Annotated in this window: 9 protein-coding genes; 3 read left to right on the forward strand and 6 right to left on the reverse strand. The window is 69.7% G+C overall.

Going from position 1 to position 12,814, the window contains the following annotated elements; translation table 11 throughout:
• The first annotated feature begins 32 nt into the window (after window positions 1-32).
• Complete coding sequence (locus GWI24_RS01770; protein WP_210944106.1) at window positions 33-353, forward strand: NIPSNAP family protein; 321 nt, start codon at window positions 33-35, stop codon at window positions 351-353.
• Between the two features lie 127 nt (window positions 354-480).
• On the opposite strand, the gene GWI24_RS01775 is transcribed toward GWI24_RS01770, so the two are convergent.
• On the reverse strand, window positions 481-1,836 hold the full coding sequence (locus GWI24_RS01775; protein WP_210944107.1) for an MFS transporter: 1,356 nt from the start codon (window positions 1,834-1,836) through the stop codon (window positions 481-483).
• Window positions 1,837-2,050: 214 nt separating this feature from the next.
• On the opposite strand from GWI24_RS01775, the gene GWI24_RS01780 reads away from it, so the two are divergent.
• Together GWI24_RS01780 and GWI24_RS01785 are read left to right on the forward strand one after the other, a co-directional pair.
• Window positions 2,051-3,325 carry a glucarate dehydratase family protein gene (locus tag GWI24_RS01780; RefSeq protein ID WP_210944108.1) on the forward strand — a complete coding sequence of 425 codons (1,275 nt, stop codon included), beginning with the start codon at window positions 2,051-2,053 and terminating at the stop codon, window positions 3,323-3,325.
• A gap of 229 nt (window positions 3,326-3,554) precedes the next feature.
• The gene (locus tag GWI24_RS01785) at window positions 3,555-5,417 is read left to right on the forward strand and encodes a glycoside hydrolase family 9 protein (protein WP_210944140.1); all 1,863 of its coding nucleotides are present in this window, start codon (window positions 3,555-3,557) and stop codon (window positions 5,415-5,417) included.
• A 76-nt stretch (window positions 5,418-5,493) separates the two neighbouring features.
• On the opposite strand, the gene argG is transcribed toward GWI24_RS01785, so the two are convergent.
• The 5 genes from argG to GWI24_RS01810 form a co-directional block, all read right to left on the reverse strand.
• A complete protein-coding gene (argG, locus tag GWI24_RS01790; protein WP_210944109.1) occupies window positions 5,494-6,942 on the reverse strand; it encodes an argininosuccinate synthase in 1,449 nt (482 codons plus the stop codon).
• A 170-nt stretch (window positions 6,943-7,112) separates the two neighbouring features.
• Entirely contained in the window at window positions 7,113-9,299 is a 2,187-nt protein-coding gene (locus GWI24_RS01795; RefSeq protein ID WP_210944110.1) for a discoidin domain-containing protein, read from the reverse strand.
• Window positions 9,300-9,353: 54 nt separating this feature from the next.
• A complete protein-coding gene (locus tag GWI24_RS01800; RefSeq protein WP_210944111.1) occupies window positions 9,354-10,952 on the reverse strand; it encodes a glycoside hydrolase family 13 protein in 1,599 nt (532 codons plus the stop codon).
• A gap of 30 nt (window positions 10,953-10,982) precedes the next feature.
• Window positions 10,983-11,858, reverse strand: coding sequence for a carbohydrate ABC transporter permease (locus tag GWI24_RS01805; RefSeq protein ID WP_210944112.1), 876 nt, complete (start codon window positions 11,856-11,858; stop codon window positions 10,983-10,985).
• Window positions 11,855-12,811, reverse strand: coding sequence for a carbohydrate ABC transporter permease (locus tag GWI24_RS01810; protein ID WP_210944113.1), 957 nt, complete (start codon window positions 12,809-12,811; stop codon window positions 11,855-11,857). Before GWI24_RS01810 ends, GWI24_RS01805 begins: the two co-directional genes overlap by 4 nt.
• Window positions 12,812-12,814 lie beyond the last annotated feature (3 nt).

Raw genomic sequence — 12,814 nt, forward strand, 5'->3', positions numbered from 1 at the left:
ACCACCCATCACACCAGCCCCAGGAGACGCGCATGTTCTACGAGATCCGCCGCTACCAGACCAGGCCCGGCCGCCGGGAGGAATGGGTCACCTTCATGGAGGAGGTGGTGATCCCCTTCCAGACGTCGCAGGGGATGAACGCCATCGCCTCGTTCATCGACGAGGAGGACCCCGACGGCTATGTGTGGATGCGGCGCTTCGCCGACGAGGCGGAGCGGGTGCGGCTCTACGAGGCCGTCTACCAGAGCGAGCGGTGGCAGCAGGAGATCGGCCCCCGGGTCGACGAACTGCTGTTCCGGGAGAAGATCCAGGTCACGCGGGCCGTGCCCACGCCCGCATCCGGGCTTCGCTGACCGCGACGACGCCACCAACGGGACGGCCGTACGCCGGTGACGCCGTCCACGGCCCCGGAATCACACGGCCTCGGAATCACACGGCCCCGCCCGGAACCACACGGCTCCGGGCGGGGCCGCGCCGGGGTCACCCGGAGACGGTCCGGACGGGGGCGGGTGCTGCGGCCTCGGCCCCGCCACGGCCGCTGCCGCGGCGGATGAAGTAGACGCCGACGGTGGCGAGCAGTGAGGCCGCGGAGAGCGCATAGAGGCCGCCGTTGGTGCTGCCCGTCGTCTCCTCCAGATAGCCGAAGAGGGTGGGGGAGACGAAGCCGCCGAGGTTGCCGAGGGAGTTGACGACGGCGAGCCCCGCGGCCGTGACCTTGAGGTCGAGCGTGGACTGGGCCAGCGGCCAGAAGAGGTTGGCCGCGCACTTGCTGCCGACGGCGGCCAGAGTGACGGCCGCGAGCCCGAACCACGGGGCGCCCAGGGTGGCGAGGAAGGTGCCGATGGCGGACAGCACCAGCACGATGGCGAGGTAGGGCCGCCGGTCCGGAACCCGGTCGGTGTAGCGGCTCATCGTGTACATCGCGATGACCGCGCAGATCCACGGGATGGCCGTGAGCAGCCCGATCTGGAAGGACGAGAGCCCGCCGATGTCGTCCACCAGGCTCGGCAGCCAGAAGGTGATCGCATATCCGGTGAGCGCCATGGCGAAGAACACGCCGGTCAGCAGCGCCACCTGGGGGTGGACCACCAGCCGCAGCCTGGACACCTGGGGCTCGCGGCTGCGCGCCTCGCGGTCCCGCTCGACCGCCGCGCTGAGGGCGGCCTTCTCCTCGCTGCTCAGCCAGCGGGCGTCCCTGATCCGCGAGACGAGGAAGAAGGCGGCGACGAGGCCCACGGTGATCGAGATGGCGCCTTCCAGTGCGAACATCCAGCGCCAGCCGGCGAATCCGCCCAGGCCGTGCATTTCCAGCAGCGCGCCGCTGACGGGGCCGGTGACGATGTAGGCGGTGGCCGAGCCGCCGAGGAAGATGGCGCTGGCCCGGCCGCGCGCGGAGTCCGGCAGCCAGGTGGTGAGGTAGTACATCACACCGGGGAAGAACCCCGCCTCCGCGATGCCCAGCAGAAACCGCAGGACGTAGAAGGAGGTGGACCCCGTCATGAAGCACATGAGGACGGTCACCGCGCCCCAGCTGATCATGATCCGGGTGAGCCAGACACGGGCACCGAAGCGCTCCATCAGCATGTTGCTGGGGACTTCGAGCAGGGCGTAGCCGATGAAGAACAGCCCGGCGCCGAGCCCGTAGGCCGCGCTTCCGATGCCGATGTCGGCCTTGAGGTCGTCCTGGACGAAGCCGACGTTGGTGCGGTCCATCTGGTTGACCACGAGCATGATGACCAGGATGGGCATCACACGTCGCAGAAACTTGGTCACGGACCGTTGGACGAGCTCCGAGGAGGCGGCCGGGTCACGGTCGGGGGCGGGGGGATTCACCATGGCGGCTCTCCTCGCTTCGTTCATGCACATGAACCCACTGGCGGTGGGGTGCAGACCTTACGATCAGCCGTTCCCTCGGTCAATGACTCCGGAAGCAACAATTCCACGCGGAATCACATGAGTTGTGATGGGTGTTTTGGCTGCTCGTCGGTGGGGCAGCCCCTTGATAGGGTTCACGCACTTACTATCTGTTCAACCATATGAATGGACGTCGATGTCTGACGGAGCACCCCTGCGCATCACGGATGTCACCATCACCCCCGTCGCCTTCCGCGACCCGGCCCTGCTCAACTCCGTCGGCGTCCACGAGCCCTTCGCGCTCCGCTCGATCGTGCAGATCCACACCGACGCGGGCCTGACCGGGCTCGGCGAGACCTACGCGGACGAGCTCCACCTGGAGCGCCTGGCGGCCGTCGGACGCGAGATCGTCGGGCTGGACGCCTTCGCCACCGAGGAACTGCACCAGCGTGTCCAGCGGGTCATCGACCGCGTGGGCGGCTCCGGCGGCTCCGGGCTCACCGGCATGATCACCACCAGCAGCACCGTCGACCGAGTCGTCTCCCCCTTCGAGGTGGCGCTCCTGGACATCCAGGGCAAGGCCATCGGCCGCCCGGTCAGCGACCTGCTCGGTGGCGCCGTGCGGTCCGCCGTCCCGTTCAGCGCGTACCTCTTCTACAAGTGGGCCGCCCACCCCGGCCAGGAGCCCGACGAGTGGGGCGAGGCCCTCGACCCCGACGCCATCGTGGCGCAGGCCCGCCGGATGGTGGACGACTACGGCTTCACCGCGATCAAGCTGAAGGGCGGCGTCCGGCCCCCCGAGGAGGAGATCGAGGCGATCCGGGCGCTGCGCCGCGCCTTCCCCGACCATCCGCTGCGCCTGGACCCCAATGCCGTATGGACGACGGAGACCTCGGTGAAGGTCGGGCGCGCGCTCGAGGGCGTGCTGGAGTATCTGGAGGACCCCACCCCCGGGATCGACGGCATGGCCGCGGTCGCCCGCGAGGTCCCCATGCCGCTGGCCACCAACATGTGCGTGGTCGCCTTCGACGAGCTGGCCCCCGCGGTGGCCGCCGACGCCGTCCAGGTCGTCCTCTCCGACCACCACTACTGGGGCGGGCTGCGCCGTTCCAAGCTGCTCTCCGGCATCTGCGACACCTTCGGCATGGGCCTGTCCATGCACTCGAACTCGCACCTGGGCATCAGCCTGGCCGCGATGACCCACCTCGCCGCGGCCACCCCGAACCTCACCTACGCCTGTGACACCCACTGGCCGTGGAAGACCGAGGACGTGATCGTGGACGGCACGCTGACCTTCGTGGACGGCGCGGTGCCCGTGCCGGGCGCCCCCGGCCTCGGTGTGGAGCTGGACCCCGACGCCCTGGCGCGCCTGCACGAGCAATACGTCCGGTGCGGACTGCGCAACCGCGATGACACCGGGTACATGCGGCGCTTCGACCCGTCCTTCCAGGCGGATCTCGCCCGCTGGTAGCCCGCCGCCACCCCGGCTCATCTCCCGCAATACCTCGATTGAAGGAGGCCGGCCTCGGTCACCTGATGTACCCGGATTTCGACTAAGCGTACGAAGCTGCAGGCCAGGGCCTCTTCTTAGCCTCTGAGGGACGGAAAAGACGCCGAACCCCCGGAAGTGCTGAGTCTTGTCTGCTGCTGCTCCCCGCGTACGGATCACCCCTGATCGGACCGACCGCCGCCGCCGGCGCATGGTGGGCGCGGCGGTCGCGGCCGGACTGACCCTCGGTGCCCTGGCCGCACCCGCGGCGAGCGCCGCGGACCACCACGCGCGGCTCGGCGCCGGGACGGCCGCTCCCAAGGCCGACACCGGCTCGCCGGTGCGGGTGAACCAGGTCGGCTATCTGACCCACGGCCCCAAGAAGGGCACTGTGGTCACCCCCGCCAGCAAGCCGCTGACCTGGACGCTCCGGGCCGCCGACGGCACCGAGCGGGCGAGCGGGACCACCACCCCCGCGGGCGTGGACCCCAGCTCCCGGCGAGACGTCCAGACCTTCGACTTCAGCAAGGTCACGGACGCGGGCGAGGGGTACACCATCACCATCGACGGGAAGAAGAGCGAGCCGTTCGCCATCGGTGACCACCTCTACGACTCGCTGCGGAGCGACGCGCTCGCGTACTTCTACCACAACCGCAGCGGCATCAAGATCGACGCGGACCTCGTGGGCTCCGCGTACGCCCGTCCCGCGGGCCATGACAAGGCGGCCCCGCACCGGGGCGACACCGACGTCCCGTGCGTCAAGGGCGTGTGCGACTACCGCCGGAATGTCGCCGGTGGCTGGTACGACGCCGGTGACCAGGGCAAGTACGTCGTCAACGGCGGTATCTCGGTGGCCCAGCTGATGTCCGCGTACGAGCGCGCCCGCACCACCGAGGGCGTCGACGCCGCGCCGCTGGGCGACGGCCGGCTGCGGGTGCCCGAGCGTGGCAACGGCGTCCCGGACATCCTGGACGAGGCCCGCTGGGAGATGGAATTCCTCCTGCGCATGCAGGTGCCGAAGGGCAAGCCGCTCGCCGGTATGGCGTTCCACAAGGTGCACGACAAGCGGTGGACCGGGTTCCCGACCCGGCCGGACCAGGACCAGCTCCAGCGTGAGCTGCACAAGCCGTCCACCGCGGCCACGCTCAACCTGGCGGCGTCCGCCGCGCAGAGCGCCCGGCTGTTCAAGTCCTACGACCCGGAGTTCGCCGCCCGCTGTCTGCACGCGGCCCGGGTCGCGTGGGACGCGGCCAAGACACATCCGAAGATCTACGCCGGCGACAAGGACTCCACGGGTGGCGGTGCCTACGGCGACCGGTACGTCGGCGACGAGTTCTACTGGGCCGCGGCCGAGCTGTTCATCACCACCGGCGACCACGCGTACGCCAAGGCGGTGCTCGACTCGCCGCTGCACCGCGACGTGGGCGCGCTCTTCCCGCGCGGCGGCGGCATGTCGTGGGCCTCGACCGCGGGCCTCGGAGCGCTGGACCTGGCCACCGTCCCCAACAAGCTCACCCCGAAGCAGCGCGCCGAGGTGCGCGCGATGGTGACGAAGGCCGCCGACCGCTACGCCGCTGACTCCGCGAAGTCGGCCTACGGCGTGCCGTACGCGCCGAAGGACGGCAAGTACGAGTGGGGCTCCAACAGCCAGGTGCTCAACAACATGATCGTGCTCGCCACCGCGCACGACCTGACGGGCAAGGACCGCTACCTCGACGCGGTGCTCCGCGGCATGGACTATCTGCTGGGTGGCAATCCGCTCAACCAGTCCTATGTCACCGGCCACGGCGAACGGGACTCGCACAACCAGCACCACCGCTTCTGGGCCCACCAGCGCGACCACCGGCTGCCGCATCCGGCGCCCGGCTCGCTGGCGGGCGGTCCGAACTCCGGGCTGCAGGACCCGGTGGCCAAGAAGAAGCTGAAGGGCTGCGCCCCGGCGATGTGCTACACCGACAGCCTGATGGCGTTCTCCACCAACGAGATCACCATCAACTGGAACGCCCCGCTGGCCTGGATCGCCTCGTACGTCGACGGTCTGGGCGGCGGCACGGCGGAGCAGCCCGTGCGCTGACCCGGCCCGGCCGGAAACGCCGCCGCCCACCCGCGCTCGGGCGCGGGGTGGGCGGCGGACCGGGGAAGCGGGGAGGTCAGTCGGCGCCGAACTCCATCGCGGCGCGGTCGAGCAGCTTGTCCTGCCCGGACACCTGTCCGTCCGAGGCGATCGCCTCGGAGGCGCCCTGCGGCATCGCGCCGATCAGCCCGGTGGAGGCCGCCTGCGCGGCGCCGATCAGCGCCGGGTGCGAGCTGCCGACCATGCCGAGACCGGCGTACTGCTCCAGCTTGGCGCGCGAGTCGGCGATGTCGAGGTTGCGCATGGTCAGCTGGCCGATCCGGTCCACGGGACCGAAGGCGGAGTCCTCGGTCCGCTCCATGGAGAGCTTCTCCGGGTGGTAGCTGAACGCCGGTCCGGAGGTGTCCAGGATGGAGTAGTCCTCACCGCGCCGCAGTCGCAGGGTCACCTCGCCGGTGATCGCCGCACCGACCCAGCGCTGCAGCGACTCGCGCACCATCAGCGCCTGCGGGTCCAGCCAGCGGCCCTCGTACATCAGCCGGCCGAGGCGGCGCCCCTCGGTGTGGTAGGTGGCGACGGTGTCCTCGTTGTGGATCGCGTTGACCAGCCGCTCGTACGCCGCGTGCAGCAGCGCCATGCCCGGCGCCTCGTAGATGCCCCGGCTCTTGGCCTCGATGACGCGGTTCTCGATCTGGTCGGACATGCCCATGCCGTGCCGGCCGCCGATGGCGTTGGCCTCCAGCACCAGATCGACGGCTGAGGCGAACTCCTTGCCGTTGATCGTCACCGGCCGGCCCTGCTCGAAGCCGATCGTGACGTCCTCGGCCGCTATCTCGACCGACGGGTCCCAGAACCGCACGCCCATGATCGGCTGGACGATCTCGATACCGGTGTCGAGGTGCTCGAGCGACTTGGCCTCGTGGGTCGCGCCCCAGATGTTGGCGTCGGTGGAGTACGCCTTCTCCGCGCTGTCCCGGTAGGGCAGGTCATGGGCGAGCAGCCACTCCGACATCTCCTTGCGGCCGCCGAGCTCGCTGACGAAGTCGGTGTCCAGCCACGGCTTGTAGATCCGCAGGGAGGGGTTGGCCAGCAGGCCGTAGCGGTAGAACCGCTCGATGTCATTGCCCTTGAAGGTGGAGCCGTCGCCCCAGATCTGCACATTGTCCTCGAGCATGGCGCGCACCAGCAGGGTGCCGGTGACCGCCCGCCCGAGCGGGGTGGTGTTGAAGTAGCTGCGGCCGCCGGAGCGGATGTGGAACGCCCCGCAGGCGAGGGCCGCGAGCCCCTCCTCCACCAGGGCCGCCCGGCAGTCCACCAGACGGGCGACCTCCGCGCCGTACGTCGTGGCGCGCCCGGGGACCGAGGCGATGTCGGGCTCGTCGTACTGGCCGATGTCGGCGGTGTAGGTGCAGGGCACCGCGCCCTTGTCGCGCATCCACGCGACCGCTACCGAGGTGTCGAGGCCGCCGGAGAAGGCGATCCCGACGCGTTCGCCGACAGGGAGGGAGGTGAGAACTTTGGACACAGCAGGAGTATGCAGTCTTACGCATGATCATGCAAGGCCTCCTGGTGATCGCCATGATCCACACCTCGTTCCCCGCGCTTCGCCGGGCCGGGGGCCGGGGTGCCCGGGCGGTTCCGGGCGGCTCCGGGCGGCTCCGGACGGTTCCGGGCGGCGAAGCGCGGGGGTGAGGATCACGAGGTCAGATACGCCTCCACCTCACTGACCTGGGCCGCCGGCCAGCCGGTGTTGCCGGTGACGTTGAGCCTCAGGTAGCGCACATTCGTGCTGTCGGGCAGGGCGACGGTGACCTTGTTGCCGGACGCCGGGTCGAAGCGGTAGCCCTGCGAGCCCACCACCGTCGAGTACGAGGAGCCGTCGGTGCTGCCCAGCACGGACAGGGTCTGGGTACGGGCGCCCCACGCCGAGGAGGGCGGCAGCTTCAGCACCAGCCGGCGGACCGCCTGGCCGGAGCCGAGGTCCACGGTCAGGGCCTGCGGAAAGGCGTTGTTGGCCGACTCCCAATAGGTGTTCGCGTCGCCGTCGACCGCCTTGCCGGGGGTGTAGACGTCTTGGGAGCCGGTCGCGGTGGCCGGGCGGCCCTTGGCGAGGTTGCGGCCCGGCTCGGGATCCGGGTTGCCCTGGCCGGGCTGGGGCCAGCTGGAGCAGTCCGACCAGGTGCTGCTCCAGCCGGAGTTGCCGCCGCCGTCGGTGAGGTCGAAGGTGCCGGAGCCGGTCGGGTACGGGCAGTTGTAGACGCCGGCCGCGCCGACGCTGGAGGCTGTGACGTTGCTGAACTTCGCCGTCCCCTGCGCCTCGGCCTGGACGACGACCGTTCCGGGGTTGGTCACGGTCGCGCCGGACACATTGACGTTCTTGACCGCGTAGCCCCGGCCGCCGCCGGAGACGAACTCGAAGGCGCTGTACGGGCTGTCGGTGATGGTCGTGTTGGTGATGTTGACGGTGGCCTCGATCGCGCTGTCGTAGGAGTCGACGCGCAGGGCGCCCATCGGGTGGTTCCAGTTGGGGTTCATGGCGCCCGCGCGGATCAGCGTGTTGCCGTCGACCGTGATCGTGCCGGCCAGCGGGTGGAACGGGTCCATGAACTTCTGGTTGGAGATGGCGATGCCACTGCCCAGGGCGTTGGTGTCGGAGATCAGGTTGTTCTTGACCGTGATGTCCGTACCGCCGTAGATGGCGATGCCATTGGCGAGGTTCGGCTGCGAGATGGTGTTGTTCTCGAAGCTGCTGTTGGTGTCCGGCGAGTTCAGCGACCACATGGCGAGCGCGTCGTCGCCCTGGTTGCGCAGGAAGTTGTTCCGGACCCGTACGTTCTTCGCGGTGCCGTTGAGGTTGAGGCCGTCGGCCGTCATGTCCAGGAAGCGGTTGTTCTCGACCACGAGGTTGTCGTTGTTGCCCGTCAGCCAGAGACCGACCTTCAGATGCTGCAGCCACATGCCCGACACGCTGGATCCCGGACCGAGCGAGCCGTTGACGAAGTTGTCGGGGTTGGAGTCGACGCGCTCGGTGACCTCGCCGATGACCGCGAAGTCCTTGATGTGCACGTTGCCGGAGGAACTGGACTGGTCGATGAACCGCGAGGTGTGCACGACGGAGTGCCAGCTGCCGGCGCCCTGGAGGGTGACGTTCTGGACACCGTTCAGGGAGGAGGTCAGCTTGTAGTCACCTGGCGGGATCCAGACCACTCCGCCCTGGGCGGCCGCGATGGCGTCCCGGAACGCCTGGGTGGAGTCGCCCTGCCCGCTGGGGTCGGCGCCCTTGGAGGTGACGGACACCGATCCGGCGGGCTGGGAGGCGGCCGCCGCGACCTGCTCGAAGTCGGCCACGTCCACGGTGACCTGGGTGTTCGCCGCCTCGAAGGCGATCTTGTCACCGGCCTGGACGTTCTGGCCGAGCAGCAGCCGGGCGTTGTCGTAGAGGTGGTGGGTCTTCGATCCCGCGATCCAGCCGGTGTCCACGTACGAGTACTTGGACGTGACCGCGATTGTCTTGGCCAGCTTGGTGCCGTTGACATAGACGTTGAGCGTGCCGGACTGGCCGTCGGGCACGTTGTAGGCCACGTTCACCGCGTTGGCGGCGCGCGGCGCGGTGAACTCCACGCGCTGCCCGGAGGCGAGGCGGACGGCCTGGCGCCCGGATGCCTCGGAGGCGAGCGTGCCCTGGGTGAAGTCGGGGCCGATCTTCGTCCCCGTGGTGGTGGCCGACTCGGCCTCGGCCGAGGTGAACGGCAGGGAGGCGCCCGCGGCCGCGTGTGCCGCCGTGGGGGTCAGGGTGACGAGCATGCCGGCCGCGAGGGCGACGGCCACGCCGATCGCCGACAGGCGTTTGCTGGATGCCGATGCGGTGCTGCTGCGGTGCATGTGCTGATCCCTTCGTGGTGGGGGTCGTGGGATAGCGCGGTGTGGGGGTGCGGCTCAGCGGAGCAGCCAGGCCGCCGTGTCCTGTGGGAGGCGGCCCCGGTCGTCCAGCGGGCCGCTGCTGAGCAGAAGCCGGTAGGTGCCGTCCAGCTCGGCAGGGGTGTCCGCGAGGTTGACCACGCAGACCAGGCCGTCCGTACGGGCGAAGGCCAGCACACCGTCGGCCGAGGGGAGCCAGGTCAGCGGCCCGTCGCCGAAGCCGGGGGTGGCGCGGCGGATGCGGATCGCCGTGCGGTAGAGGCCGAGCATCGAGCCCGGGTCCTCCGTCTGCAGATCGGCCGCGTACACCGCCCAGTGCGCGGGCTGCGGCAGCCACGGCTCCTCGCGCGAGCCGAAACCGGCGTACGGCGCCTCCGCCGCCCACGGCAGCGGCACCCGGCAGCCGTCGCGGCCCGGGTCGGTGCCGCCGGAGCGGAAGTGCATCGGGTCCTGAATGCGGTCGCGGGGGATCTCGGCCTCGGGCAGGCCCATTTCCTCCCCCTGGTAGACGTAGACCGCGCCGGGCAGGGCCAGCGACAGCAGGGCGGCGGCCCGTGCCCGCCGGGTGCCGAGGGCGAGGTCGGTGGGGGTGCCGAAGACCTTGGTGGCGAAGTCGAAACCGGTGTCCTCGCGCCCGTAGCGGGTCACCGTGCGGGTCACATCGTGGTTGCACAGCACCCAGGTGGCCGGAGCGCCCACCGGAGAGTGTTCGGCGAGCGTCTCGTCGATCGACGTCCGCAGCCGCCGGGCGTCCCAGGGGCAGGTCAGAAAGGAGAAGTTGAAGGCGGTGTGCAGCTCGTCGGGGCGCAGATAGCGGGCGAAGCGCTCGCTGTCCGGCAGCCACACCTCGCCGACGAAGACACCGCCGTACTCGTCGGCCACGCCGCGCCAGGAGCGGTAGATGTCATGGAGCTCATCGCGGTCGACGTACGGATGCGGATCGCGGCCCTCGACGAAGTCGGGCAGCCGGGGATCCTTGGCCAGCAGGGCGGCCGAGTCGATGCGCACCCCCGCGACACCCCGCTCGAACCAGAAGCGCAGGATGTCCTCGTGTTCCTGGCGTACGGCCGGGTGGGCCCAGTTGAGGTCCGGCTGCTCGGGGGCGAACAGATGCAGATACCAGTGGCCGTCGGGCAGCCGGGTCCACGCCGGGCCGCCGAACTCCGACGTCCAGTCGTTGGGCGGCAGTTCACCGTGGTCGCCGCGGCCCGGGCGGACGTGGAAGAGCTCGCGTTCGGCGCCGCCCGCGAGGGCGGCCCGCCACCAGGGGTGCTGGTCGGAGACGTGGTTCGGCACGATGTCGACGATCGTACGGATGCCCAGCTCACGGGCCTCGGCGATGAGCTTCTCCGCCTCGGCCAGGGTGCCGAAGGCCGGATCGATGGCGCGGTAGTCGGCGACGTCATAGCCACCGTCCTTCATGGGCGACTGGTACCAGGGGCTGAACCACAGTGCGTCGACGCCGAGTTCGGCGAGGTACGGCAGCCTGGCGCGGACGCCCGCGAGGTCGCCGGTGCCATCGCCGTCCCCGTCGGCGAAGCTGCGCACATACACCTGGTAGATGACGGCGGAACGCCACCAGTCGTTCGGTGTCCGGGCAGGGGTGGGCTGGGCCACGGTGGGAGCCTTTCTGTCGAGGGGGCGGTGTCAGCCCTTCGTGCTGCCCGCGCTGATCCCGGCGATGATGTGCCGCTGGAAGACGAGGAACAGCGCGACCATCGGGATGCTGGCGATGACCATCGCGGCGATGAGCACGGTCAGCTGGATGTTCTGCGACAGCTGGACGAGTGCCACGCTGATCGGCTGCTTGCCGGTGTCGGAGAAGACCATCAGCGGCCACAGGAAGTCCTGCCACACCGCCACCAGCGCGAAGATCGACACAACGCCGAGCACCGGGCGCGACATGGGCAGCACGATCGACCACAGGGTGCGCAGCTTCCCGGCACCGTCGATCTCGGCGGCCTCCAGCACATCGCGCGGGATCTGGTCGAAGAACCGCTTGAGGAGATAGAGGTTGAAGGCGTTGGCGACGGCCGGCAGCCAGATCGCGAGCGGGTCGTTGAGCAGGCTGGTGTGGATCAGCGGCAGGTCGGCGACGGTCAGGTACTTCGGCACGACCAGCGCTTGGGCCGGGACCATCAGCGTGGCCAGGATGCCACCGAGGATCACCTTGCCGAAGGCGGGTTTCAGCCTGGACAGGGCGTAGGCGGCGGCCGTGCAGAAGACCAGCTGGAACAGCCAGGCGCCGGCCGCCTGGACCACCGTGTTCCACAGGTGCTGCGGAAGCTGCATCAGGTCCCAGGCGTCGCTGTAGCCACTGAGGTGCCACTCTTTCGGAGCGAGGGTGGGTGGTGTCCGCGCCACCTCGTCCGGCGACTTCATCGCACCGGTCACCATCCAGTAGACCGGGAAGAGGAAGGCGATGGCGAACAGCACCACCACGGCGGTGAAGACCGTCCAGTAGATGGCCCGGCCGCGGGGACGGGCCAGGGCGGCGGGGGAGACGAGGGTCCGGGTGCTCATGCGTCGTCCTCCCCGGAGCGGGTGAGCCGCAGATAGAGGGCGGAGAAGGCGCCGAGCAGCACGAGCAGCATCACGCTCAGCGCACAGGCGCCACCGAAGTCGTTGTAGAGGAAGGCGTACTTGTAGATCAGGTAGAGGACGGTGACCGTGGCGTTCTCCGGGCCACCACCGGTGATGACGAACGGCTCGGTGAAGACCTGCATCGTCGCGATGATCTGCAGCAGCATCAGCATGAGGATCACGAACCGGGTCTGGGGGATCGTGACGTGGCGGATGCGCTGGAGCAGGCTCGCACCGTCGAGTTCGGCCGCCTCGTACAGCTCACCGGGGATGGACTGCAGCGCCGCCAGGTAGATCAGGACGGTGCCGCCCATATTGGCCCAGGTGGCCACGATGACGAGGGAGACCAGGGCGGTGTCGGCGCCGTTGGACCAGTTCGAGGTGGGCAGGTGCAAAAAGCGCAGTGCCTCGTTGGCCAGCCCGGCGCCGGGGTCGTAGAACCACTTCCACAGCAGGGCGCTGACCACCGGCGGGATCATCACCGGCAGATAGACCACAACCCTGAAGAACGCCTTGGCGTGCCGGAGTTCATTGAGTACGAGGGCGAGCAGAAACGGGATCGCGAAGCCGATGAGGAGTGCCAGCAGGGTGAAGGTGAGGGTGTTCCGCCAGGCCGCGGTGAACTCCGGATCGTGCAGGACGCGGGTGAAGTTGGCGGTGCCGACCCATTCGGGGGACGAGCCGGGCGTGTACTTCTGGAAGGCGATCACGACCGCGCGGATCGCCGGATACCAGGAGAACAGCGCGAAGCAGATCAGGCCGCCGAGGAGGAAGCCATAGGCCCTGACCTGGTCGGCGAGACGGCGCCGCCCCCGACCCCCCGCCGGGGGCGGCGCCTGCACCGGGTGGACGGCGATCGCCTCGGCGGGCGGCCGCGCAGCGGTCTCGGTCATCGG

Source organism: Streptomyces sp. MK37H, from assembly GCF_018035285.1.
GTDB classification, from domain to species: Bacteria; Actinomycetota; Actinomycetes; order Streptomycetales; family Streptomycetaceae; genus Streptomyces; species Streptomyces endocoffeicus.